Raw genomic sequence first — 25774 nt, forward strand, 5'->3', positions numbered from 1 at the left:
TACGCAGCCGGTGTTGCGGAAGGCGCCGTGGGCGATTCTCACGACGCCGCGCCTTGGGACTCGTCGTCGGCTGCCGTCAACCGCGCTAAGGATAGACTCTCCATGATGAGCGTGACACCGATACCGGCCTTCACGGATAACTATATCTGGCTCCTGCGCCAGGATACCACGCCTCAGGTGGCCATCGTCGATCCGGGCGATGCCGCCCCGGTCATCGATACCCTCGAACGCGAAGGGCTCGAACTCGGCCACATCCTGATCACCCACCACCACCCCGATCATACCGGGGGCATCGCCGAACTCGTCGAGCGCTACTCGCCGAGGGTCATCGGCCCGGCCAACCCCGATATCGACGGGCTCGACGAGCACCTCGGCGACGGCGACGCCTGCCGCGTGTTGGGACGCCGCTTCGACGTGCTGTCGGTGCCCGGTCACACCCTGGATCACATCGCCTTCTTCGCCTCGGGCACGCCGCCGCTGCTGTTCTGCGGAGACACCCTGTTCGCCGGGGGCTGCGGGCGCCTGTTCGAGGGCAGCGCCGAGCAGATGTTCGACTCGCTCGCCCGCCTCGCGGCATTGCCCGAGGACACCCTGGTCTTCGCCGGGCATGAATACACCCTGGCCAATCTGCGTTTCGCCCAGGCCGCCGAACCGGAGAACCCGCTGCGCGACGCCTTTCTGCGGGAATGCCAGCAGGCCCGCTCGCTCGACCGACCGACGCTGCCCAGCAACATCGGCCGCGAACGCCAGATCAATCCGTTCCTGCGCGCGGCCGAGCCCGGCGTACAACGCGCCGTGGCCCAACAGGGCGACACCGGCACGCCGCTCGAGACATTCGCCACCCTGCGTGGCTGGAAGGACCGCTTCTGATTCCCCATGGACGCCAACCGACGCGCCCACGAGGCCCAAACGACATGACAGATCGATCGAACCGCCGCCGGGCCAGGTACCTGGCGGGCGGGTTGCTATTGACGCTTTCCACGCTCGGTGGGGCGGTGCAGGCCCAGCCGGGGGCCGCCCCCGATACCTTCTGGGACGCCCTGCAACTGCAGGGCGCCACCGAGGCCAGCCTCTGGGCGCAGTTGCGATCGGGGTTCCAGTGGCAGGTCGACACCGGGGAACCGCGGGTCGAGCACTGGCTCGACTACTATCGCCGCCACCCGCTCGGAGTGGCGCGCATCGCCGAGCGGGCACGCCCCTGGCTCTACTGGATCACTCAGGAGGTCGAGCGGCGCGGCATGCCCGCCGAGATCGCCCTGCTGCCGTTCATCGAGAGCGCCTTTCGGCCGACGGCCAAGAATCCCGGCGGTGCCACCGGCCTGTGGCAGTTGATGCCCGGTACCGGCGATGCGCTGGGGCTGCGCCGTGACGGCTGGTACGACGGCCGCGTGGATGTGATCGCCTCGACCCGGGCGGCGCTCGACTATCTGCAGCAGCAGGCCGACCAGTGGTACGACGGCGATCTCGAGCTGGCCCTGGCCGCCTACAATGCCGGCGCCGGCACCGTGAACCGGGCGATGCGCCGGGCCATCTCGCAGGGCGGCAGCGGCGACTACTGGAGCCTGTCCCTGCCCCGGCAGACCATGAACTACGTTCCCAAGCTGCTGGCACTCTCGGAGATCATCGCCGACCCCGAGCGTTACGGGGTCGTGCTGCCCGACATTCCCGACCGTCCGGCGTTCGCCAGGGTCGAGGTCCCCGGGCAGATCGATCTGGCCCAGGCGGCTCGCCTGGCCGGCGTCAGCAAGAGCAAGCTGCGGGCCCTGAATCCGGGCCTGCTGCAGAGCGCCACCCTGTCGCGGCGCTCGCCGGCGTTGCTGGTACCCACCAAGGCCCGCAAGGCGCTGGTCGCGGCACTGGCCTCCCGGCCCGACAAGGCCTTGGCGCGTGTCGATCGCTACCGGGTCGAGCCCGGCGACACTCTATCGGCGATTGCCGCGCGACACGGTATCCCGCTCAGCGCGCTGCGCCGCGAAAACGGCATTCGTGGCAACATCATCCGGGTCGGCCAGGTGCTTCGTGTACCGCTGGGCCCGCCGGGCCCGGATACCGCCGACGACACCCTGGTGGTCCAGGTCCGACCCGGCGACAGTCTGAGCCGGATTGCCGCGAAACATGACGTGAGCGTCGCGGACCTCGCCCGCTGGAACGAACTCGACAGCGACCAGTATCTACGACCCGGCCAGGAATTGACCCTGTTCGCGAACCAATGACGGCCGGCTGCGATGGCGTTGATTGCCGTTGAAGGAACTCGCATCATGGCCGGCAGTCTTGGAAGAATGCGGCGTCCTGGCCCCTCGGCCGGGCGCCGCTCAGCGATACCGCCGCGCCGTTGCCCGGGCACGCGGCAGCGGATTCGTTTCGAACTGTGCCCAAAAGGACGTCCTCGATGCTACGTAACGCCCTCGCCGCGTTGTTGACCGCCTCGGCGCTGGTCGCCTCCCCCCTGGCGCTGGCTGCCGACCCCGGCGAGGTACCCACCGTGTCGGGGCTGTCACTCTACGACCGCCCGGAACTGGGCGACGACTTCGCCCACTTTCCCTACGTCGATCCCAAGGCACCGAAGGGTGGTACGCTGGCCCGAGCCGCTTACGGCAGCTTCGATTCCACCAACCCGTTCATCGTCAAGGGCACGCCCGCCAGCGGGTTGACCGAGGTCTACGACACGCTGATGGTCAGCAACCCCGACGAGCCCTTCTCCATGTACGGTCTGCTCGCGTCGGGGGTGCGTCTCGATCCGCAGCGTCGCTGGATCGAATTCGACATCAACCCCAAGGCTCGCTTCCACGATGGCACACCTGTCACTGCCGAGGACGTGGCGTTCAGCTTTCGTCTGCTGCGCGACGAGGGCTCGCCCTTCTATGCGTCCTACTATGCCGACGTGACGTCGGTCCAGACCGTGGACGCCGACACCGTGCGCTTCGACTTCGCCGAGCACAATTCCCGGGAATTGCCGCTGATCCTCGGCCAGTTGCCGGTGCTGCCCAAGCATTACTGGCAAGACCGCGACTTCACCCGGCCGACGCTCGACGCGCCGTTGGGCTCCGGCCCCTACCGGGTCGCCCGGATCGAACCGGGGCGGCGGATCGTCTACCAGCGTGTCGACGACTACTGGGGCAAGGACCTGCCGGTCAATCGCGGGCGCCACAACATCGACAAGCTGATCTTCGACTACTATCGCGACCAGAGCGTCGCCCTGGAAGCCTTCAAGGCCGGCAACCTCGACATGCGTATCGAGTCGAGCGCGCGCAACTGGGCGACGGCCTACGATTTCCCCGCCGCCAACCAGGGCTTCGTCGACAAGCTGATGATTCCCGACGGCCAGCCGGCGGGCATGCAGGGCTACGTGATGAACCTGCGTCGCGACAAGTTCAAGGACGTGCGGGTTCGCGAGGCGCTCAGCCTGGCGTTCTACTTTCCCTGGCTCAACGACAACCTGTTCTATGGCGCCTACCAGCGCACCCACAGCTATTTCGAGAACTCACCGATGGCCGCCAGCGGCGAGCCGGGGCCGGGCGAGCTCGAGCTGCTCGAGCCCTACCGCGACCAGTTGCCCGAGTCGGTCTTCGACGCGCCGCTGCCGATCGACGAGCCCTCGGACCTGCGTCCGCGCCTGCGTAAGGCACTCGGACTGCTGCGCGATGCCGGTTACGAGATCCAGAACGGGCAGCTCGTCGACCGCAAGACCGGCCAGCCCTTCACGCTGGAGGTCCTGCTCCACGACACCCAGTTCGAACGCATCGTCCAGCCGCTGCTCAAGAACCTGGCGAGAATCGGCATCGACGGCCGCATCCGCACCGTCGACGTCAACCAGTACCTGAATCGACTGCGCAGCTTCGATTACGACATGATCGTCGGCAGCTTTCCGCAGTCGTCCAACCCGGGCAACGAGCAACGCGAGTACTGGACCTCCGAGTACGCCGACAAGCCGCAGAGCCGCAACCTGATTGGCCTCGAGGACCCGGTGATCGACGCCCTGGTCGATGACCTGATCCGCGCCGACTCGCGGCAGTCGCTGAACACCGCGGCCCAGGCCCTGGATCGCGTGCTGCGCTGGGGCTTCTACGTGATCCCCCAGTGGCATCTCGACAAGACGCGGATCGCCGTCTGGGACAAGTTCGGCCGTCCGCAGCCGCCTCCCCGCTACACCCCCGATCTCGACGCCTGGTGGGTCGACCCGCAGCGGGCGAAGACCATCGACAATCGCCAGCACGGGGAATAAGCCGCGGTGGCTGCGTATGTCCTCAGACGAGTGCTGCTGATGATCCCCACCCTGCTGGGGATCATGCTGCTCAACTTCATCATCGTCCAGGCGGCCCCCGGCGGGCCGATCGACCAGATCATCGCCCGCTATCAGGGCCTGGACAGCAACGCCAGCACCCGTCTCGAGGGCGGGGGCGGCGATTCGGTCGGCAGCGGTCAGGAATCGCGGGGCGCACGCGGTGTCGACCCGCGATTCATCGCCCAGCTCGAGAAGCAGTTCGGTTTCGACGAGCCCGCCTATCAGCGTTTTTTCGACATGATCGTCGACTACGCGACCTTCGACCTGGGCAACAGCTTCTTCCGCGACCGCCCGGTCGTCGACCTGATGCTCGAACGGCTGCCGGTGTCGATCTCGCTGGGACTGTGGACGACGCTGCTGGTCTATCTCATCTCGATCCCCCTGGGCATCCGCAAGGCGCTGCGCCATGGGTCCCGCTTCGATGTCTGGACCTCGGGACTGGTGATCGTCGGCTACGCGATCCCCGGGTTCCTGTTCGCCATCCTGCTGATCGTGCTGTTCGCGGGGGGTAGCTACTTCAACCTGTTCCCGTTGCGCGGGCTGACCTCGCCGGACTTCGATCAGCTGTCGCTGTGGGGCAAGGTGACCGATTATCTGTGGCACATCACCCTGCCGGTGATCGCCGCCTCGATCGGCAGCTTCGCGACCCTGACGATGCTCACCAAGAACAGCTTTCTCGACGAGATCCACAAGCAGTACGTGTTGACCGCCCGGGCCAAGGGCGCAAGCGACCGGCGCATGCTCTACGGGCATGTCTTCCGCAATGCCATGCTGCTGATCATCGCCGGGTTGCCGTCGGCACTGGTGGGCATCTTCTTCACCGGCTCGCTGCTGATCGAGGTGATCTTCTCGCTCAACGGCCTGGGCCTGCTGGGCTTCGAGGCGGTGATGCAGCGCGACTACCCGGTGATCTTCGGCACCCTGTATCTCTATACCCTGATCGGCCTGATCCTCAAGCTGGTCTCCGACTTGACCTATGTGTGGGTCGATCCCCGCATCGATTTCGAGACGCGGGAGTCATGATGGCCACTTCCCCTGCCCGCAAGTCCCGGTTGTCGCCGATCACCCGCCGCCGGCTGCGCATTTTCCGAGGCAACCGCCGCGCCTGGATCTCGTTCTGGTGCTTTCTCGCGCTGTTCACGCTGAGCCTGGGGGCCGAACTGATCGCCAACGACAAACCGCTGGTGATGCACTATCAGGGCCACTGGTATGCCCCGTTGCTGGTCGATTACCCGGAGACCGAGTTCGGCGGTTTCCTGCCCACCACGGCGGACTACCGCGACCCCTTCGTCGCCGAGGAGATCGAGGCACACGGCTGGATGCTCTGGCCGCCGATTCCCTTCGCGTTCGATACCCTCGATCAGCAGCTCAGCCACCCCGCGCCCTCGCCGCCCGACGCCCGCCACTGGCTGGGGACCGACGACCAGGGGCGCGACGTGCTGGCCCGGGTGATCTACGGCTTTCGGCTGTCGGTGCTCTTTGCCCTGGCCCTGACGGTGGGCTCGCTGCTCCTCGGCGTGCTCTTCGGCGGCATCCAGGGCTACTTCGGCGGCAAGGTCGACCTGATCGGCCAGCGGCTGTCGGAAATCTGGTCGGGGCTGCCGATGCTGTTCCTGTTGATCATCCTCGCCAGCCTGGTGGAACCCAACATCTGGTGGCTGCTGGGGATCATGCTGTTGTTCTCGTGGCTGGGGCTGGTGGATATCGTGCGCGCCGAATTCCTGCGCGCGCGCAACCTCGAATATGTGCGTGCCGCACGTGCCATGGGCCTGCCGCCACATCTGATCATGTGGCGCCACGTGCTGCCCAACGCCATGGTCGCCACCCTGACCTTCATCCCCTTCCTGTTTACCGGGGCCATCACCACGCTGACGGCGCTCGACTTCCTGGGTTTCGGCCTGCCGCCCGGATCGCCCTCGCTGGGCGAACTGGTGGCCCAGGGCAAGAACAACCTCCAGGCGCCGTGGCTGGGGATCACCGCCTTCGTCAGTCTCAGCCTGATGTTGTCGTTGCTGGTCTTCATCGGCGAGGGACTGCGCGACGCCTTCGATCCGAGACACATCGAACACGCTGAACGGGCCCAGGTCCCGATACCCCAGAGCGAGGCACCGCCCCACGACCCCGCCGCCGAGAGGGAGCACGTCGATGAACGCTGAAACCATCCTCGAGCTCCAGGACCTCACCATCGCCTTTGGCGGGGAGCCCGTCGTCGAGCGCCTGTCGTTGCGCGTCGACGCCGGTGAAACCCTGGCCCTGGTCGGCGAATCGGGCTCCGGAAAGTCGGTGAGCGCGCTGGGGGCCATGGGCCTGCTGCCGGCCGATACCCGTATCGGCGGGACCCGGCACATGGCGGGCCACGACCTGGGAGCGCTGAACGCCCGGGAGTGGCAGCGCCTTCGCGGCAATCAGGTGGGCTTCATCTTCCAGGAGCCGATGACCTCGTTGAACCCGCTGCACACGGTCGGCAAGCAGATCGGCGAGATGCTGCGACTGCACCGTGGCTTGCGCGGGCGGGAGGCGCGCCGCGAGGCTCGCGAGCTGCTCGAGCAGGTCCGCCTGCCCCGCCCCGAGGAGCTGCTCGATGCCTGGCCGCATCAGCTTTCCGGCGGCCAGCGACAGCGCGTGATGATCGCCATGGCGATCGCCAATCGCCCGCGCCTGCTGATCGCCGACGAGCCGACCACCGCCCTCGACGTCACCGTCCAGCAGGAGATCCTGCATCTGCTGCGCGATCTCCAGGCACGCCACGGCATGGCGATGCTGCTGATCACCCACGATCTCAATCTGGTGCGGCGCCACGCCGACCGCGTCTGCGTGCTCTATCGCGGTCGGGAGCAGGAAACCGGCCCGGTCCAGCGGGTCTTCGAGGCGCCCGAGAGTGACTACACCCGTACCCTGCTGGCAGCGGAACCCGACGGGCGTCCGGCGCCCTGCCACGCCGCAACGACACTTCTCGAGGCGCGTGACGTCGGCGTGACCTTTGCGCGGCCCAAGCGGTTGTTGGCCAAGCGCCCGCCGGATTTCGTCGCCGTGAAGCCATTGGACCTGCATCTGGCACGCGGCGAGACGCTGGGCATCGTCGGCGAATCGGGGTCCGGGAAGACTACCCTGGCGATGGGCATGCTGCGGCTCAACGCCGCGCGCGGCGAGATCCGTCTGGACGGGACGCGTCTCGACGCGTTGAGCGGCAAGGCCCTGCGTCGGCAGCGCCGCCGTGCCCAGATCGTCTTCCAGGACCCCTACGGTTCGTTGTCGCCGCGCATGCCGGTCTTCGACATCGTCAGCGAAGGGCTGCGCTACCACCATCCGCATCTCGGCGACGACGAAGTGCGAGAGCGGGTCGTCACCACCCTGCGTGAAGTCGGCCTGCCCGAGGACGTCGTGTCGCGCTATCCCCATGAGTTCTCCGGCGGCCAGCGACAGCGCATCGCCGTGGCGCGGGCGATCATCCTCGAACCGGATCTGGTGGTACTCGACGAACCCACCTCGGCGCTGGACCGCACGGTCCAGAAACAGCTCGTCGTCTTGCTGCGCGATCTCCAGGCCCGGCATGGCTTGAGCTACCTGTTCATCAGCCACGACCTGAGCGTGGTTCGTGCCATGGCCCACCGGGTGCTCGTCATGAAGGACGGCGAGGTGGTCGAACAGGGGGATTGCGAGCAGGTCCTGCACGCGCCGTCGAGCGACTACACCCGTGCCCTGCTCGGGGCCGCCGGGCTGCTCTCGGCACGATGACCCCCGTGGCCGAATTCAGGCGGCCGCTTTCTCGATCGTCTGGTGATCCTTGTTCAACTGGGCACGCACCAGGGCGGCGACCAGCCGTGGAAAGGTCTCCGGCTCGACCCATTGCGACAGCGTCTCGACATCGTCTCCGAGCCCGAGACGTGCCGCCGACTTGAGGGCCATCTTGTCGGCGAACGGACGAAACTCGGGCCAGCAGACCTGCGCCTCGCGCAGGAAGATATCGGCACCGACACTGCCGATGCCCTTGAACGTCTTGAGTCGCTTGCGCGCCTTGTCGCGGTTGCCGTCCGCTTCCTCGCGAAGATAACGCAAGTCGCCGTGATAGTTTTCCTGCAGGTGGTAGGTCATCACCGCGAGCTGGCTGGCCGTCTTTTCGTCATAGCGCGCATAGCCGTGTTCGTTGAGTATCGTCACTCGCTCCTGCCAGCTCGAGTCGGCCATCTTGCGCGGCGTGGTCAGCCCCGCCTCACCCAGCGCACGGCAGGCCCGCATGGCTTGAGCGGCGCCGACGGGGGCACTGGTCAACAATGCCAGGCACAATACGCGAAACAACGGAGACGGGGTGTTGCGCGGGATGTTCGCCCCCAGCTCTTCGGCGAACGTCTGCCCATGCCGATCCAGCAGCGTTTCGATGATACGTTGCTTTTTCGTCTTCATCGGACATTCCTTATCCTAAGTTTGGGTATACGGATTAAATGGTGGATGGAACTTTCCTGCATATCCACCTCTTGACCCTCTCGGAATGTTGCAGTCAATCATTTGGTCCGGACACTCGTATCGAGCGTATGGGCCTTGAACGCTGCATTGGAGACATCGCGCATGACGGGGAGGCTGGCTTTACACCTTGCGTTGAGGCAGATTGTCCGTGATGAAACGGGTCATCTCCTGCACAAGTTCGAGATCCTCGGGGGCTGTACCTCCGAACCCGCCATGCGGCATCGCCTCGAAGACGTGTAGCTCTGCCGGTACGCTCGCCCGTCGCAGCTTGCGGTGAAGGCGTACCGTATTGGAGAGAAAAAGGTCACGGGTTCCGCTCTGCAGGAACATTGGCGGCATGTCGGCCGTCATCTTACCGAACAGCGGTGAAACATAGGGATGTGTCAGATCCACGTCGCCCGCATAGAGCAGGTTGCATGACATCAAGGAATTCGGCAGCACGACATCGATGGTCCGATTGGTCTGGAAGCTGTCACCCGATTCCGTCAAGTCGATTTCCGGGGATAGAAGGACAACGGCGGCCGGCAGAGGCAGTCCCTCGTCCCGCGCCCGCAGGATCATGGCCATCGCGAGATTGCCGCCGGCCGAGCGTCCGCAGAGGATGACATGATCGGCACCGTACGCTTCGATTGCATGCTCGTAGACCGCCATGCAATCGTCCAGAGCGTTCGGGTAGGGATGATCCGGGGGCATCCGGTAGTCAACACCGAAGCACACCATGCCATGCCGGCCTGCCTGCATCCGCGCACTTTGGCGGCAGGCTTCCCCACCACCAAAGACCAGCGCGCCGCCGTGGATATCGATGCAGACACAGTCTTCGTGTCGAAGATCGTGCGGCGTCGCGATATGCACGGTTGCTGGGCCAATGTACTGAGTCTCGATCTCGGCTTCCAGCTCGCCCGCGAGCCCCCTGACCGCTTCCGCGTAGTGCGCGTCGGCGGCTTCCTGCATTTGTCTCCAGCCGTCATGATCTTCCGGGGCAGGGGACGGATAGAGCGCATTCAGTGGTGTGCCATCGTGGCGTACGGCGGCTTGCAGCATCCCCCGTGCCGCGGCGCTGATCGACGCGGGGATGGGGACCAGACGCTCGTGGATGCGGACGCCCTGCGCCTCCGTCTCTTGGGTTTCTGGCATATCTATCTTCCTGCCATTTCGCAGTTTTCAGAAAAACAGGTGGACCGGCTATCTATAATCGAATCATCGGAGATAACGGTATAATAGATTTCAAAAGGCTTCGATCTCGTCCTGCGTGAGATGCCGGCATTCGCCGGGCGCCAACCCCTCGTCCAGCGACAACGGGCCGATCGATTCACGGTGCAGGGTGCCGACCCGGTTGCCCACGGCGGCGATCATGCGTTTGACCTGATGATACTTGCCTTCGGTGATGACGATGCGCACCGCGGTCGGCGTCAGCCATTCCAGTGTCGCCGGTTGCGTCGGTTTCTTCTCGCCGTCGAGCTGGATGCCCTCGGCAAATTGCCGCGATGCCCTTTCCCGGGCTGGCTCGTCGAAGGCATCGACGAGGTCGGCCAGATACACCTTGGCACAGGCCGCACGCGGTGAGGTGACGCGGTGCGACCATTGGCCATCGTCGCTGAGCAGCACCAGCCCGGTGGTATCCACGTCGAGGCGCCCGACCGGATGCAGGCGTTCCACCTTGGGTAGCTCGATCAGCTCGAGCACGGTCGGGTAAAGGCCTGACTGCGTCGTGCACTCGACCCCGGCCGGCTTGTGCATCATCAAGTAGCGGTGGCCGAACGACACCAGGCGTTCCTCGAGCCAGTGCACCTCATCGTCGTCAGCGACATGGAACGAGGCGTCCTTGACGACCTGCCCGCCTACCGTGACCTCGCCGCGATGCAGGGCTTTCTTGGCCTTGCTGCGGGTCAGGTCGGTCGATTCGCAGAGAAACTTGTCGAGACGCATCAGGCGTTCACCTCGAAGCGGTCGGCATCCATCCACGCCGGAAACTTGTCGCGAAAGCGCGCAAGCGTCTCGTGGGAAATCGAGCCGGTACGAATGAAGGGTTCATCGCGCGGTTCATCGATCAGCGCCTCGCCCTTGAAATCGACGAGCATCGAGTCGCCGGCATAGTCCATCTGCTTGGCGTCCTGGCCGACACGATTGACACCGATGACGTAGCACAGATTCTCGATGGCCCTCGCCTGCAGCAAGGTCCGCCAGGGTTGACGCCGCGGCGCCGGCCAGTTGGCGACGCACAGCAGGGCGTCATACTCGAAATGCTCTCCCCCGCGGGGTTGCTGGCGAAGCCAGACCGGAAAGCGCAGGTCATAGCAGACCGTGAGCAGGATCCGGAACCCCTTGAGCTCGACGATGACCCGGTCGTTGCCCATAGCGTAGCGTTCGTGCTCGCCGGCCATGCGAAACAGGTGCCGCTTGTCGTAGTGGCTCACGTCGCCGTCGGGGGTCGCCCAGACCAGGCGGTTGTAGTAATCGCCGTCTTCCTGGATCGCCACGCTGCCGGTCACCACGCAGCCCCGCTGCCGGGCCTGGGCGCGCAGCCAGGCGACACTGCGGCTGTCTGCCATCGGTTCGGCCATCTCCCGCGAATTCATGGTGAAACCGGTGGCGAACATCTCCGGCAGCACGATCAGGTCGGTCGTCGTTCGGTCCAGACCGCCGAGCTGCTCATCGAGCAGGCGACAGTTGGCATCGGGATCCTCCCAGCGCAGGTCCGGTTGAACCAGTGAGATACGCAGCTCGCTCATGGGGTGTCCTCAATGGTCGAGAAATGTGATCGAAGCCCTGCTGCTTCCAGAGTAATGAAGTGCGCGCCTGCGTGCAGCCGGTCAAGGTGACCCATGCTAACATTAGCGCCGGCTTCAGCGCGGCGATTCGCAACGATCGTCCTCACTCACCAACGTGTCAGGACAACCATGACCCCGGCCACCCCACCCGACAAGGAAGCCTCCCGAGGCGTCGCCTTCGGCCTCTGTGCCTATCTCATGTGGGGCTGTTTCCCGCTGTTCTTCGCGCTCTTCGAGTCGACACCCGCCTGGGAAGTGCTGATTCACCGGGTACTCTGGTCCTGCGTCTTCCTGGCGGGGCTGGTGACGTTGCTCAAGCGCTGGGGGCCGGTGCGGGGCGCGCTGGCCCGCCCCCGCCGCCTGGGGCGTGTGCTGGCCTGTGCCGTGCTCATCGGGGCCAACTGGGGGATCTACATCTACGCCGTGGAAAGCCGGCACGTCTTTCAGGCCAGTCTCGGCTACTTCCTGACCCCGCTGGTCAACGTCGCACTGGGCATGCTGATCCTCAAGGAGCGCATGTCGCGGCTTCAGGGGGTGGCGGTATTGCTGGCGGCGGCGGCCATTCTCGGCCAGTTGGTGATGCTCGGCGAACTGCCCTGGATCACGCTGACGCTGGCGATCTCGTTCGGTACCTACGGGCTGCTACGCAAGCAGGTGCCACTGGATGGCCTGTCGGGGCTTTTCGTGGAAACGCTGCTGCTGTTTCCCCTGGCCGTGCTGGCCCTCGCCGGGTTGAGTGTCGCCGACCAATCGCATTTCCTTCAGGGCGATACACGCGCGACCACCCTGCTGATCGCCAGTGGCGTGATCACCGCGCTCCCCCTGATGGCCTTTGCCGGTGCCGCCCGGCGGCTGCGTCTGGCGACCATCGGATTCCTGATGTACCTCAACCCGACCCTGCAATTCTTCATCGCCCTGCTGGTCTTTCACGAACCCCTGGACCCTGTGCAACTGGCGACCTTCGTGCTGATCTGGATCGGTCTGGCGTTGTATTCCTACTCGGCGTGGCAGGGCCGCTCACGAGCGCGGGCGGCCTGAGCGGCACGGTGTCAGCCGACCGGCTGACAGCGACCCACGGATTGTCGTGCCACACCGCCCTCCCCCTCTTGGCGTGGCGTGCCCAGACAGTCGACGATCGCCGCCAAGGCTCCCGTCGTGGGTATCTGGCACTGCAGCAGCGCGGCCCCCTCCTCGAGGCCCAGCGCCTCGCGGTGCATGGTCGCCGAGGGGTCCCGGCCGCGTTCCTCCCAGCCGTCCAGTGGAATGTCGCCGAGTTCGTCGAGCCGGGTCTCGGGAAGCAGCACGACGCAGCTCCGCACACCTTCGGTATTGAGGGCAAAGCGTCGTCCAGTGGTCGACGAGCGCCAGATCGACAACCGCAGGCGACTGATCGAACGCTCGTAGACCACCGCATCACTCGCCGCCAGCCACTCGGCCGCCAGGCGCCCGTTGATGCGCCGGTCCCGGGTCGCGGCGTTGACGTGGGGATACAGGAAACCGCTGCGCTGGACCATCCAGTCCAGGGCCTCGTCGAGCCCCACCCCGCTGTCCCGCTGATAATGCATTTCGCGGCGCGACAGCGCATTGCGCACCGTCGACAGTTTGAGTCCGCACAGTGCGGCGATCTCGGTGACGCTCAAGCCGTACGGCTCGCCGTCACCGACCATGATCGGCAACGCGGGAGTCAGCCCCACGTGTTTCTCGAGCCGGAGTCGCAAGCCGACCAGGCCCAGCAGATGCAGCAACCGGTCGGGCGGCGGTGTTTCCAGCGTCTCGGTCAGACTGCGGGCCATCATGACCAGGTACCAGAAATCACCGAGCGTCTCGGGGGCCAAGGTGACGCCACCGGACGGCGTTTCGGCCAGCGCCCAGGCCTGCAGGGCATGCATCGGTTCGCTCATGCGCATGGCCAGGGTGCTGGCCGATAGCGCCCTGGCTCGAACATCCCCGGAAGGCGCATCCCCCAGACACAGGCGATGGAGTGGCGCCGCCAGTTCGCGGCAGGCAATCATCAGTTCTTCGGTCAACCGGTCCAGCGACAGTACTTCGCCTGCCGCTTCGCCCAGCAGGGATTCCTGCAACAGGCTAAGCGGGCTGGATATGCCCTTGATCATACTTGACTCCTGCGTACGAAACGGTCTCGCCACGGCAAGCGCGCAAGCCGTTCTTCTTCTTGCGTGTTATGTCATCGACCCTTATCTCCTTTAACGGCCATCATGGGCGCTTCTTGAGCGATTTCACACGGAATGTGCCTTTTTCTTGCGGGAATGAACCAACGTTGCCAAACGATTATTAGGATTCTACCGTTTAGTGTGTTCAAGAAAACAAGATAACGGTATAAATTCAGGGCTGAAAAAAACCCGCCCGACGCTGCCGGGCGGGTACTGGCTGACGATCACTGGCCGCCGGAGGGGAAATGGAACTCGGCGTGGGTCGTCTCGAAGGAGGATGGCCAGCGCTGGGAGATGGCCTTGCGGCGGGTGTAGAAACGCACCGCATCGGGCCCGTAGGCATGCAGATCGCCGAACAGCGAACGCTTCCAGCCACCGAAGCTGTGGTAAGCCACCGGGACCGGCAGCGGCACGTTGATGCCGACCATGCCCACCTCGATGCTGTCGGCGAAACGCCGGGCGGCCTCGCCGTCCCGCGTGAACAGGCAGGTGCCGTTGCCGTACTCGTGGGCGTTGATCAGCGCGATCGCCGCGTCCAGGGACTCGACCCGCACCACGCAGAGCACCGGGCCGAAGATCTCCTCGCGATAGATGCGCATCTCCGAGGTCACGGCATCGAACAGACAGCCCCCGACGAAGAAGCCGCCCTCGTGCCCCGCCACGCTCAGCCCGCGACCATCGGCCACCAGCTTGGCACCACTCTTGACGCCATCCTCGATATAGCCGAGCACTTTTTCACGCTGTTCGGCGGTGATCAGCGGGCCCATGTCGAGCCCCTTCTGGGTCCCGGGGCCGATCTTGAGCGCCGCGATCTTGGGCTCGAGGGAGGCGATCAACTGATCGGCGGTCTCGTCGCCGACACAGACGGCCACCGAAATCGCCATGCAGCGCTCGCCGCAACTACCGTAGGCCGCGCCCATCAGGGTGTTGGCGGCGTTCTCGATGTCGGCGTCGGGCAGCACCACGGCATGGTTCTTGGCCCCGCCCAGCGCCTGGACACGCTTGCCGTTGGCCGCCCCCCGGGTATAGATCGACTCCGCCACCGGCGTCGAGCCGACGAACGACAGCGCCTTGACGTCGGGCGAGTCGATCAGCGCATCGACGGCCTCGCGGCTGCCGTGAACCACGTTGATCACGCCCTTGGGCAGGCCGGCTTCCTGCAACAGTTCGGCGATCGCCAGGGCGGAACCGGGGTCACGCTCGGAGGGCTTCAGCACGAAGGTGTTGCCGCAGGCGATCGCCATCGGATACATCCACAGCGGCACCATCGCCGGAAAATTGAACGGCGTGATACCGGCCACCACGCCCAGCGGCTGGAAATTCGACCAGGCATCGATGGATGGGCCGACGTTGTGGGAATACTCGCCCTTGAGCAGCTCGGGCACCCCACAGGCATATTCGACGTTCTCGATGCCGCGGCGCAGCTCCCCCGCCGCATCTTCCAACGTCTTGCCGTGCTCTTCGCTGACCAGATACGTCAGGCGCTCCGCGTTGTCCTCGAGCAGTTGCTTGAAGCGATACATGACCTGGGCACGCTTGGCCGGCGGCGTATCGCGCCATGCGGGATACGCCGCCTTGGCCGCGGCCACGGCACGCTCGACGGTGGCGGCGTCCGCGCAGGCGACCTGCCGGATCACCTCGCCGGTCGAAGGGTTGGTGACATCCAGCGAGGCGCCGGTACCGTTGTGGGGCTCACCGTCGATCAGATGGGCGATGACCGTCATGGAAGATTCCTTGTCGAGTTGTCGTTGAGTGGAAAGGGATCAGTCGAGCGCGTCGAGCGCGGTGGCCACGGCATCGAACAGCCGCTCGAGCTCACTGTCGGTCGAGGCGAACGGCGGGCCGAACTGCAGGGTGTCGCCCCCGTAACGCACGTAGAAGCCCGCCTCCCACAGCGCCAGCGCCGCGTCACGCGGCCGGATGGTCGGGTCGTTGCCGCGCGGCGCCAGCTGGATGGCCCCGGCCAGGCCGTAGTTGCGGATGTCGACCACGTGGGAGCGCCCCTGCAGGGCATGCAGGCGTGTCTCGAAGGCCGGGGCGATCTCGCGCACCTGGGCCGGAAAGTCTTCGCGCTCGAACAGGTCGAGGGCCGCCAGGCCGGCGGCACAGGCCACCGGATGGGCGCTGTAGGTATAGCCGTGGGGGAATTCGATGGCGTGGCGCGGCCCGCCCCCCTGCATGAAGGTGTCGAAGATCTCGTTCGAGGCGATCACCGCGCCCATCGGCACGGCGCCGTTGGTCACCTGCTTGGCGACGTTCATGATGTCCGGCGTGACGCCAAAGGCCGCCGCGCCGGTCGCCGCGCCGCAGCGACCGAAGGCGGTGATCACCTCGTCGAAGATCAGCAGGATGTCGTGCTGATCGCAGATCGCCCGCAGGCGCTCCAGGTAGCCCTTGGGCGGCACGATCACCCCGGCCGAGCCGGACATCGGCTCGACGATGACGGCGGCGATGTTCGAGGCATCGTTGAGCGCGATATGGTCGAGCAGCGCATCGGCGAGTTCGGCGCCGCTGTCGGCCTGGCCGCGCGTGAAGGCATGGCCGGGTTGCAGGGTGTGCGGCAGATGGCCGACCTCGAGCAACTGCCCGTAGTGCTTGCGATTGCCGACGATCCCGCCGGCACTGGTACCGCCGACGTTGACGCCGTGATAGCCCTTGGCGCGCCCGATCAGGCGCGTCTTCTCGGGCTTGCCCTTGAGCCGCCAGTAGGCCCGCGCCATCTTGAGCGCGGTATCGGCGCTCTCCGAGCCGGAATTGGTGAAGAAGACGTGATCGAGCCCCGTCGGCGTCAGCGCGGCAATCCGTTCGGCGAGCTCGAAGGCCAGCGGATGACCGACCTGAAAGCCCGGCGCGTAGTCCAGGCTGCCCAGTTGGCGCGCCACGGCCTGCTGGATGGCGTCCCGATTGTGGCCCGCGCCGCAGCACCAGAGACCGGACAACGAATCGAACAACCGCCGCCCCTCCCGGTCGATCAGATAGCGCCCCTCAGCGCCGACCACCATGCGCGGATTGTCGCGGAAGTCGCGATTGGCGGTGAACGGCATCCAGTAGGCCGAGCCGGCCGACAGGGCATCGTCGTGGGCGGGTGGCCGCGAGGCCTGGGTGTCGAGACTTGGCATGGCGGGAATCCTGTGGTTGTGATCTTGCCCGATAGTCAGCCTCAGCATGGCCCACGGCTCCGCGTATGAATACCAGGAAGTATCAACCTTCACGTCAGGCTTTCTTCACGTATTGCACGAATCGCTGCGGGCATCACCCTCCCAATACCCCGCTACCGCCCGGGTGGCACACCCGACGAGCGCCGCCACCTGACTTCGCCGGGATAAGGCCAGGCCGCACCTTGCACCCACGCGGGCGACCCCTCATCATTTCCGCAAATCCGCCATGCCGGGCCTCTCGGCAGTTTCCAGACTTCCTAGCTCATGCTCAAACGCTACCTGCCCCTGCTCAGCTGGCTTCCCGATTACCGGCGCGAGACATTCGGCCACGACCTGATCGCCGGGTTGATCGTCACCGTGATGGTCATCCCGCAATCGCTGGCCTATGCCCTGCTGGCCGGACTGCCGGCGGTGATGGGGCTGTATGCCAGCATCCTGCCGGCAATCGTCTACATGGTCTTCGGCTCCAGCCGGACCCTGGCCGTGGGACCGGTCGCCATCATCGCCCTGATGACCGCCGCCGCCCTGGCGAACGTCGCCCCGCCGGGGTCACCCGATTATGTCCAGGCCGCGCTGGTCCTGTCGCTGCTGTCGGGGCTGATGCTCACCGCCATGGGCCTGTTGCGGCTGGGATTCTTCGCCAACTTCCTCAGCCACCCGGTGATCTCGGGCTTCCTGTCCGCCTCGGGCATCCTGATCGCCGCCAGCCAGGCGGCCCACCTGCTGGGCGTGTCGGCCTCCGGCTTCACCCTCCCCGACCTGCTGGGCAGTCTGTTCGGCGACCTCGCCTCGTTGAACCTGCCGACGCTGGCGATCGGCCTCGCCACCCTGGTCTTTCTGGTCGCGGTGCGTCGTCACGGGCGAGGGCTGCTCACGCGACTGGGTCTGCCGAGCAAGCTGGCCGACCTGCTGGCCAAGGCCGGCCCGGTGTTCGCCGTGGTACTGACCACCTGGGTCACCTGGCAGTTCGCCCTGGACGAGGCCGGAGTGGCCGTGGTCGGCGCGGTCCCCAGCGGCCTGCCCCCGCTGACCCTGCCCGGCTTCGATACCGACCTGTGGCATCGCCTGCTGGTGCCGGCGCTGCTGATCAGCGTGGTGGGGTTCGTGGAATCGGTGTCGATGGGACAGATGCTGGCCGCCAAGCGGCGCGAGCGGATCTCCCCGGATCAGGAGCTGATCGGCCTGGGCACGTCCAATCTGGCAGCCGCCTTTTCGGGCGGCATGCCGGTCACCGGCGGCCTGTCGCGGACGGTGATCAACTTCGATGCCGGGGCCCGCACGCCCGCCGCCGGACTGATCGCGGCACTCGGCATCGCCACGATCACACTGTTCTTCACGCCGCTGATTCACTACCTGCCGATCGCCACCCTGGCGGCGACCATCACCGTGTCGATCCTCACACTGGTCGATATCAAGGCCATGCGCCGCACCTGGCGCTATTCGCGCAGCGACTTCGCCGGCTTGCTGGCCACGCTGGCCGTTACCCTGCTCGAAGGCGTGGAGGCGGGCATCATCGCCGGGGTGGCGCTGTCGGTCGGCTTGTTCCTGTACCGCACCAGCCGCCCGCACAGCGCCCTGGTGGGCCGGGTGCCGGGCACCGAGCACTTCCGCAACGTCGCCCGCCACAACGTGGAGAGTCACGCCCGGGTGGCGCTGCTGCGCATCGACGAGAGCCTGTATTTCGCCAACGCCCGCTATCTCGAGGACACCCTCTACTCGCTGGTCGCCCGGCGCCCCGAACTCACCGACGTGGTGCTCATCTGCTCGGCGGTCAACCTGATCGACGCCTCGGCGCTGGAGAGCCTCGAGGCGATCAACGCCCGTCTCAAGGATTCCGGGGTGACCCTGCACCTGGCCGAGGTCAAGGGGCCGGTCATGGATCGTCTCAAGCACAGCGATCTGCTCGACGACCTGACCGGCCGGGTCTTCCTGAGTACCTACGGCGCCTGGAGCGAGTTGCGCCCGCGCCACGTGGAGACCAGGGAGTCGATCCAGCCGCTGGATTGAACCCTGAGGCTCAGGCCAGACGGCGCTCGCTATCTTCCTCGAACAACACCGCCCGACTCATGTCGATCCGCAGCGCCACCCGCTCGCCGGCCACTAGCCGGCTCTTCGGGCCGAGTCGCACGGTCGCCTCGGTCTCGCCCAGGCTGACCTGCAGCAGGGTATCGGCACCGGTGGGCTCGACCACGGTGGTCGTGGCTTCGAACAGGGTCCCCTCGGCCTGGTCGCCGAGTCGGGCATCCTCTTCGCTGAAATGCTCGGGGCGCAGGCCCAGGATCACCGTCTCGCCCACGCAGCGCGCCATCTCCGGCGTTTCCCGCTCACCCGGCCAGGGCAGCGTCAACGCCCCCTGCCCCGCTTGGGTATCGATGCGCAACCGGTAGTCGCCCGGGTTGCCCTCCAGCGCGGCGTGGATGAAGTTCATCGACGGCGAGCCCATGAATCCGGCGACGAACATGTCGGCGGGATCGTTGTAGACCTCGTCGGGCGTGCCCAGTTGAAGGATGCGGCCATCACGCATCACCGCGATGCGATCGGCCAGGGTCATCGCCTCGATCTGGTCGTGGGTGACGTAGACGATCGTGGTTCCCAGGCGCTGGTGGAGCTTCTTGATCTCGGTGCGCATCTCGACGCGCAGCTTGGCATCGAGGTTGGAAAGCGGCTCGTCGAACAGGTAGATCTGCGGCTCGCGGGCCAGTGCGCGGCCCATGGCGACACGCTGACGCTGGCCGCCGGAGAGCTGCGACGGCTTGCGATCGAGCAACGCCGAGATCTGCAGCAGGTCGGCGACCCGTTCCACCGCCCGTTCACGGTCGACCTTGGGGACCTTGCGCATCTCCAGACCGAAGGCGATGTTCTGGCGCACGGTCATGCTCGGGTACAGCGCGTAGGACTGGAAGACCATGGCGATGTCGCGTTCGGCCGGGGTGTGCCAGGTGACCTCCTCGCCGCCGATCAGGATCTCCCCGGCGGTGACCGGTTCGAGGCCGGCGATGGCGTTCATCAGCGTCGACTTGCCACAGCCCGAGGGCCCGACGAGGATCAGGAACTCCCCCGAATCGATCGCCAGCGAGATGTCCTTGAGCACGTCGGTGCTGCCGAACGTCTTGTAGAGATTACGTATTGCCAGTGCGGACATGAAAAACCTCCGAATCCTCGATTCAACCCTTGACGGATCCCGCGGTCAGCCCGCGAACGAAATACTTGCCGGCCAGTACATAGACCACCAGCGTGGGTAGCGCCGCGATCATCGCCGCCGCCATGTCGACGTTGTACTCCTTCACCCCGGTCGAGGTGTTGACCAGGTTGTTGAGCGCCACCGTCACCGGCTGGGAATCGAACCCGGCGAAGGCCACCCCGAACAGGAAGTCGTTCCAGATCTGGGTGAACTGCCAGATCACCGAGACGGTGATGATCGGTCCCGACACCGGTAGCAGGATGCGCCAGAAGATGCGGAAGAAACCGGCACCGTCGAGCTTGGCCGCGGCGATCATCTCGTCGGGCACCGAGACGTAGTAATTGCGGAAGAACAGCGTGGTGAAGGCGATGCCATAGACCACGTGGACCAGCACCAGCCCGCTGACCGAACTCGCCAGCCCCAGCCAGCCCAGGGTCCGAGCCATCGGCATCAGCACCACCTGGAACGGCACGAAACAGCCGAACAGCAGCATCGCGAAGACCAGTTCGGAACCGCGGAAGCGCCACTTGGTCAGCGCATAGCCATTGATCGCGCCGATCAGCGTGGAGATCGCCACCGCCGGCACGACGATACGGATCGAATTGACGAAGTAACCGGACAGCCCCTCGCAGCGCATGCCCGTGCAGGCCTCGCTCCAGGCCTTGATCCAGGGCTCGAAGGTGATCTCCTGCGGCAGGGTGAGCAGCCCGCCGGCACGGATCTCGTCGAGCGGCTTCAGCGAGGTCAGAATCATCACCACCAGCGGCATCAGGTAGACCAGCGCCGCGACGATCAGCAACGCGTAGAGACCGGCGCGCAGCAGCCGGGCGCCGGGCGTCCGACGACGTATCATGTCAGCCATGCTTGCGCCCCCGCAGTTCGGAATACAGGTAGGGAATCAGGATCGCCAGCACCCCGCAGAGCATCATGATCGCGCTCGCCGAGCCCAGGCCGATCTGGCCGCGTGTGAAGGTGTGGACATACATGTAGGTCGCCGGCAGATCGGTGGCATACCCCGGCCCCCCGCCGGTCAGCGCCATCACCAGGTCGAAGCTCTTGATGGCGATGTGCGAGAGGATCATCACCGCGCTGAACACCACCGGGCGCAGGCACGGCAGCACGATGCGCCAGTAGATCCGCGGCAGGCTGGCGCCATCGAGCGCGGCGGCCTTGAACAGGCTGTCGTCGATGCTGCGCAGCCCCGCCAGGAACAGCGCCATGACGAAGCCCGAGGCCTGCCACACGGCGGCGATCACCAGGGTGTAGATCGCCATGTCGGGATCGACCAGCCAGCCGAAGTCGAAGCCCTCGAAGCCCCAGCCGCGCACCATCGCCTGGATGCCCAGGCCGGGGTTGAGCAGCCAGCGCCAGACGACGCCGGTGACGATCAGCGACAGCGCCATCGGATAGAGGTAAATGGTGCGCAGCGCGCCCTCCTGACGGATGCGCTGGTCGAGCAGGATCGCCAGCACCAGCCCCAGCACCAGGCAGATGACGACGAACAGCCCGCCGAAGACCACCAGGTTGGTGGCGGCGACGTGCCAGCGCTCGTCGGCGAACAGCCGCGCGTACTGGGCAAAGCCGGCGAAGTCGTACTGCGGCAGCATGCGCGACTTGGTCAGCGAGAGGATGAACGTCCACAGCATGTAGCCGTAGACGAAGAACAGCGCCACGGCGAGCGACGGCGCCACCACCAGGCGTGGCAGCGCGCGCTCGAGAAAGCCGGACAGCGAACGCCGTCCCGCCTGCGCCCGCGCGCGTGGCAAGGAATGGGTCGGAGTCATGAACAGAACCTTGCTGAGAGGATACCTACCAGGACCGCCCTCGGCTGTCCTGTAAACACCCTCTGGATGGGCGTGGGAAGCCGGGGCCGACAAGGCCGGCCCCGGCGCGACATCAGCTGGCCGCGCGCACCGCGCTGGCCAGGCGTTCCGCCGCGGTTTCCGCGCTCATGTCGGGATCGTTGAAGAAATTGGTGATCACGTCGAACACCGCCCCCTGGACGCTCGCCGAGACGGCCATGCCGTGCGCCAGACTGGGCACCAGCCCACCGCCGTCCTGGGCGGCGAGGAAGGCCTCGTGGGACGCCTTGGCGCAGGGGTCGAAATCATCCAGGGGCACGTCCATGCGCACCGGGATCGAGCCCTTGGCCTTGTTGAAGGTCGCCTGGAAGTCCTTGGAGAGGATCAGGCTGGCCAGATCCATCTGCGCCTGATGCTGGCCTTCGTCGTCGACCTGGAACATCGCGAAGCTGTCGACGTTGTAGGAGAACATGTGCTCGGTCATGGGGGCGGCCTCGCACAGATAATCCTTGCCCGGCTCGAGACCGGCAGCGGTGAACTCGCCCTTGGCCCAGTCGCCCATGATCTGCATCGCCGCCTTGCCGCTGATCACCATCGAGGTGGCGATGTTCCAGTCACGCCCGGCGATGTCCGGGTCCATGGTGCCGCGCAGCTTCTTGAAGGTCTTCAGCGACTCGACCATGGTGTCGCTGGTCAGCGCCTCGGGATCGAGATCGACGAAGGCCTTGCGATAGAAATCGGCGCCCCCGGTCCCCATCAGCACCACCTCGAAGACGGTGGCGTCCTGCCAGGGCTGACCGCCATGCGCCAGCGGGATGAATCCCGCCTCACGGATCTTCTTGGCGTCGGCGAAGAACTCGTCCCAGGTCTTGGGCAGGGTGTCGATACCCGACTTCTCGAGCACCTCGGTGTTGGCCCACAGCCAGTTGATGCGGTGAATGTTGACGGGTACCGCCGCGAAGTGGCCATCGACCTTGTCGTCGGCGGCCAGGCGCTCCGGCAGGAACGCATTCCAGTTCTCCTTCTCGGCGACCTCGTCGATGTTGCCGAGGAAACCCATCTCGCCCCACTCCTGGATCAACGGCCCCTTGATCTGGGCCACCGCCGGCGGATTACCGGAGATCGCCCGCGACTTGAGAACCGTCATGGCACTGTCGCCACCCCCTCCGGCCACGGCGAAATCCTTCCAGGTATGGCCCTTGGCCTCGAGTTTCTGCTTGAGCATGTTGGCCGCCTTGGCCTCGCCACCCGAGGTCCACCAGTGCAGCACCTCGATTTCGGCGGCGTTGGCCTGTCCGACGGCGGCTGCCAGGGCGGCACCCACGGCAAGGGTATGAATCGGCTTCATGGCGTGTGACTCCTTCTGGTTATTGTGCTGACGCGGGGTCGGTCACGAGACGCACTCGTCTCGATCCTGGGAAACACGGGAAGTGGTACGGACGCTACGCGTCACGGAATCCCGATATTCGGCACGGATAGCAAGACGCCATGGCGGCGGGGAGGCACGGCGCATGATGGACGCCTGACTGGTGAGGCATTCGGTAAACGGCATGGCGTGGTCCTGCACTCTTGTCGTTATCACGTGCCGGATTCGGCATCATGTTAAGTACAGTAACGTACGCTCGGCGGTTTGCGAGTTACCGAGTCCTGCAAAGTCTTGCCGGTTTCTTACAGGCTCGTAATATTCCGCTCCGTCGCGCCCAGATTGCCGCCCGGCGCCAGGCTGAGCCGCACGGCAAGGCCGCCGCCCGGCGCCGCGCCGAGCTGGATATCGCCGCCATGGGCCCGGGCGATGTGGCGGGCGATCGCCAGCCCCAGGCCGCTGCCACCGGTGTGGCGACTGCGCGAGGGCTCGAGACGCACGAAGGGCTGGAAGACCCGCTCGCGTTGCGCCTCGGGAATCCCCGGGCCGTCGTCGCGAATGATCACGACCAGCTGATTTGCGTGGCGTTGGCAGACAATCTCGACGCGCTGGCCGTAGAAGATAGCGTTCTCGATCAGGTTGGCCAGACAGCGCTTGAGCGCCAGCGGCTTGGCAACGATCTCGCCGGCCCGACCGTCACGGCGAAGCGGCGTGTCGTAGACGGCCAGTTCGGCGACGAGATCCTCGAGTAGCGCATCCACGTCCACCGTCACGGCCTGCTCGTGCAGGTCGAGTCCCTTCACCGAGGCCAGCGCGCCCTTGACCAGTTGATCCATCTCGTCGAGGGCGCGCACGAACGCCTCGCGCTGGTCGACGTCGTCGAGCATCTCCGCACGCAGGCGCAGCCGGGTGATCGGCGTCTTGAGGTCGTGGGAGATCGCCGAGAACAAACGCTCGCGCTCGTCGACCTGATGGCGAATCCGCTCGCTCATGCGATTGAAGGCGATGGCGGTGTCCCGCAGCTCGCGGGGGCCACGCTCGGCCAGCGGCGGCGATTCCAGATCGTCGCCCAGGCGCCGCGCGGCACGCGCCAGCACCGACAGCGGCCGGGTCAGCCAGCGGATCCCCAGCAACGACAGGCCGATGACCGTGATCAGCACCGCCAGCGAGACGAACAGCCGATCCCCCGAGAACCACGCCGGTTCGTCGAGCAGCCCGGCGATCGGCAGCGTGGTGGCCACGAACAGCCAGTGACGGCCCTCGAGCGGCATCTGTATCACCAGGATCGGCGTCGATAGCGGCGCCATCGCCAGGCTTCGATGGGCCCAGTGTGCCGGCAGTTCGTTGAGCGGTACCTCGTTGTTGAACACGCGCAGGTCGGCGGGCCGCGAGAAGCCGATGTGCAGTTCGAGCTGGCCCAGCTCGCGGGTCAGGCCGTCGCGCAGGTTGCGGGCGACCAGTTCCCGCGCCCGGCCGCCGTGCGTGCGCTCGATCGGGATACGGTGGTCGTTGACGCTGACGAAGAAGCGCGTGCCGCCCATGTCGCGCAGTTGATCGAGAACGATGTGACGGTACTCGTAGGGCAACGCACGGAAGTAGCGCACCGTCGCCGCCAGACTCTCGGCGAGATTGCGCGACACGGTGTCCAGTTGGATCATGCGCTCGCGATCGGCCTGCCAGCTCCACAGGCCATAGCTCGTCACCTGGGCGCCCAAGACGCCGACCAGCATGAGCAGCACGAAGCGTCCGCGCAGGGTGCGCGGGCGAAACCAGTGCTTCACGTCACCGCATCGACCGGCGCGGCCAGCACGTAGCCGGCGCCACGCACGGTGCGAATCAGCTGTGAATGCTGGGCATCCTCGCCCAGACGCTGGCGCAGGCGACACACGTGGACGTCGATCGAGCGGTCCAGCGGCGGCGCGCGACGGCCGCGACTCAGGTCGAACAACTGTTCCCGTGAAAGCACCTGCTCGGGATGGTCGAGGAAGACCCCCAGCAACAGGTAATCCGCGCCGGAAAGCGAACTGCGGTTGCCGTCACCGTCGATCAGCTCGCGGGTGATGCGGTCCAGCCGCCAGTGCCCGAAGCGCACCACCCGCGCCGACTCCGCGGTCGCCGGCCGGGCGCGGCGCAGCACCGCCTTGATCCGCGCCAGCAGTTCGCGGGGGTTGAACGGCTTGGCCAGGTAATCGTCGGCGCCCAGTTCCAGGCCGAGGATGCGGTCGGTCTCGTCGGCACTGGCGGTGAGCATGATGATCGGCACGTCGTCGTGGCGGCGCAGATCGCGACACAGCGAGAGCCCATCCTCGCCGGGCAGCATGATGTCGAGGATCACCAGATCCGGCGTCGCTTCCCGCATCAGGGCATACAGGGCATCGCCGTCCTCGGCGAGTTGCGTCCGATAGCCGTGACGATCGAGGTACGTCTTGAGCAGTTCACGAATCTCGGCATCATCGTCGACCACGACCACCGTCGAAGGCTGCATCGTCATAGAGGGAGCGTTCCCGGGCCCCGCCCGGCAGGAAGGCCGAGGGGGAGATCATCAGTAAAGTTCGAGAGATGATGCGTCGCCCGACCGGGAGCATCAA

The 25774-nt window shown here is 66.0% G+C and carries 21 protein-coding genes; 8 read left to right on the forward strand and 13 right to left on the reverse strand.

The window, feature by feature from the left end; genetic code table 11:
* Positions 1–102: 102 nt before the first annotated feature.
* The 6 genes from gloB to D0901_RS08665 all read left to right on the forward strand — a co-directional run bounded on the left by gloB (position 103) and on the right by D0901_RS08665 (position 8017).
* Complete coding sequence (gene gloB / locus D0901_RS08640; RefSeq protein ID WP_129139899.1) at positions 103–870, forward strand: hydroxyacylglutathione hydrolase; 768 nt, start codon at positions 103–105, stop codon at positions 868–870.
* Positions 871–914: 44 nt separating this feature from the next.
* Complete coding sequence (locus D0901_RS08645) at positions 915–2213, forward strand: LysM peptidoglycan-binding domain-containing protein (RefSeq protein ID WP_129139900.1); 1299 nt, start codon at positions 915–917, stop codon at positions 2211–2213.
* Between the two features lie 176 nt (positions 2214–2389).
* Complete coding sequence (locus D0901_RS08650) at positions 2390–4222, forward strand: extracellular solute-binding protein (RefSeq protein ID WP_129139901.1); 1833 nt, start codon at positions 2390–2392, stop codon at positions 4220–4222.
* Between the two features lie 6 nt (positions 4223–4228).
* Positions 4229–5305 carry a microcin C ABC transporter permease YejB gene (locus D0901_RS08655; RefSeq protein ID WP_129139902.1) on the forward strand — a complete coding sequence of 359 codons (1077 nt, stop codon included), beginning with the start codon at positions 4229–4231 and terminating at the stop codon, positions 5303–5305.
* Positions 5305–6438 (forward strand): ABC transporter permease, encoded by a 1134-nt coding sequence (locus tag D0901_RS08660; protein ID WP_129139903.1) that lies wholly within the window; start codon positions 5305–5307, stop codon positions 6436–6438. The genes D0901_RS08655 and D0901_RS08660 overlap by 1 nt, the downstream gene beginning before the upstream one ends.
* On the forward strand, positions 6428–8017 hold the full coding sequence (locus tag D0901_RS08665; protein ID WP_129139904.1) for an ABC transporter ATP-binding protein: 1590 nt from the start codon (positions 6428–6430) through the stop codon (positions 8015–8017). Before D0901_RS08660 ends, D0901_RS08665 begins: the two co-directional genes overlap by 11 nt.
* Positions 8018–8032: 15 nt before the next feature.
* On the opposite strand, the gene D0901_RS08670 is transcribed toward D0901_RS08665, so the two are convergent.
* From D0901_RS08670 to D0901_RS08685, 4 genes are all read right to left on the reverse strand, one after another.
* Positions 8033–8683 carry a hypothetical protein gene (locus tag D0901_RS08670; RefSeq protein WP_129139905.1) on the reverse strand — a complete coding sequence of 217 codons (651 nt, stop codon included), beginning with the start codon at positions 8681–8683 and terminating at the stop codon, positions 8033–8035.
* A gap of 180 nt (positions 8684–8863) precedes the next feature.
* Positions 8864–9877, reverse strand: coding sequence for an alpha/beta hydrolase (locus tag D0901_RS08675; RefSeq protein WP_129139906.1), 1014 nt, complete (start codon positions 9875–9877; stop codon positions 8864–8866).
* Positions 9878–9967: 90 nt separating this feature from the next.
* A complete protein-coding gene (locus tag D0901_RS08680; protein WP_129139907.1) occupies positions 9968–10669 on the reverse strand; it encodes a pseudouridine synthase in 702 nt (233 codons plus the stop codon).
* Complete coding sequence (locus tag D0901_RS08685) at positions 10669–11472, reverse strand: amidohydrolase (protein WP_129139908.1); 804 nt, start codon at positions 11470–11472, stop codon at positions 10669–10671. The genes D0901_RS08680 and D0901_RS08685 overlap by 1 nt, the downstream gene beginning before the upstream one ends.
* Before the next feature lie 168 nt (positions 11473–11640).
* Here D0901_RS08685 and rarD point away from each other — a divergent pair, with 168 nt between their 5' ends.
* Entirely contained in the window at positions 11641–12549 is a 909-nt protein-coding gene (gene rarD, locus D0901_RS08690) for an EamA family transporter RarD (RefSeq protein WP_129139909.1), read from the forward strand.
* An 11-nt stretch (positions 12550–12560) separates the two neighbouring features.
* Here rarD and D0901_RS08695 read toward each other — a convergent pair whose 3' ends face one another.
* The 3 genes from D0901_RS08695 to aptA form a co-directional block, all read right to left on the reverse strand.
* A complete protein-coding gene (locus tag D0901_RS08695; RefSeq protein WP_129139910.1) occupies positions 12561–13625 on the reverse strand; it encodes a hypothetical protein in 1065 nt (354 codons plus the stop codon).
* 281 nt (positions 13626–13906) lie between these two features.
* Positions 13907–15406, reverse strand: coding sequence for a CoA-acylating methylmalonate-semialdehyde dehydrogenase (locus D0901_RS08700; protein WP_129139911.1), 1500 nt, complete (start codon positions 15404–15406; stop codon positions 13907–13909).
* 39 nt (positions 15407–15445) lie between these two features.
* On the reverse strand, positions 15446–16726 hold the full coding sequence (gene aptA / locus D0901_RS08705) for an omega-aminotransferase AptA (protein ID WP_224419792.1): 1281 nt from the start codon (positions 16724–16726) through the stop codon (positions 15446–15448).
* A 378-nt stretch (positions 16727–17104) separates the two neighbouring features.
* Between aptA and D0901_RS08710 the strand changes: the two genes are divergently transcribed.
* Positions 17105–18847 carry a SulP family inorganic anion transporter gene (locus tag D0901_RS08710; RefSeq protein ID WP_129139913.1) on the forward strand — a complete coding sequence of 581 codons (1743 nt, stop codon included), beginning with the start codon at positions 17105–17107 and terminating at the stop codon, positions 18845–18847.
* 10 nt (positions 18848–18857) lie between these two features.
* Here D0901_RS08710 and D0901_RS08715 read toward each other — a convergent pair whose 3' ends face one another.
* From D0901_RS08715 to D0901_RS08740, 6 genes are all read right to left on the reverse strand, one after another.
* Positions 18858–19982: an ABC transporter ATP-binding protein gene (locus D0901_RS08715; RefSeq protein WP_129139914.1), complete on the reverse strand. Its 1125-nt coding sequence runs from the start codon at positions 19980–19982 to the stop codon at positions 18858–18860.
* 22 nt (positions 19983–20004) lie between these two features.
* Positions 20005–20883 carry a carbohydrate ABC transporter permease gene (locus D0901_RS08720; protein WP_129139915.1) on the reverse strand — a complete coding sequence of 293 codons (879 nt, stop codon included), beginning with the start codon at positions 20881–20883 and terminating at the stop codon, positions 20005–20007.
* Positions 20876–21805, reverse strand: a complete 930-nt coding sequence (locus D0901_RS08725; RefSeq protein ID WP_129139916.1) for a carbohydrate ABC transporter permease — start codon at positions 21803–21805, stop codon at positions 20876–20878. The genes D0901_RS08720 and D0901_RS08725 overlap by 8 nt, the downstream gene beginning before the upstream one ends.
* A 112-nt stretch (positions 21806–21917) precedes the next feature.
* The gene (locus tag D0901_RS08730) at positions 21918–23171 is read right to left on the reverse strand and encodes an ABC transporter substrate-binding protein (protein ID WP_129139917.1); all 1254 of its coding nucleotides are present in this window, start codon (positions 23169–23171) and stop codon (positions 21918–21920) included.
* 320 nt (positions 23172–23491) lie between these two features.
* A complete protein-coding gene (locus tag D0901_RS08735) occupies positions 23492–24967 on the reverse strand; it encodes an ATP-binding protein (RefSeq protein WP_129139918.1) in 1476 nt (491 codons plus the stop codon).
* A complete protein-coding gene (locus D0901_RS08740) occupies positions 24964–25677 on the reverse strand; it encodes a response regulator (RefSeq protein WP_129139919.1) in 714 nt (237 codons plus the stop codon). Before D0901_RS08740 ends, D0901_RS08735 begins: the two co-directional genes overlap by 4 nt.
* Positions 25678–25774: the final 97 nt, after the last annotated feature.

The sequence above is a fragment of the Modicisalibacter coralii genome, from assembly GCF_004117855.1.
Lineage (GTDB): Bacteria > Pseudomonadota > Gammaproteobacteria > Pseudomonadales > Halomonadaceae > Modicisalibacter > Modicisalibacter coralii.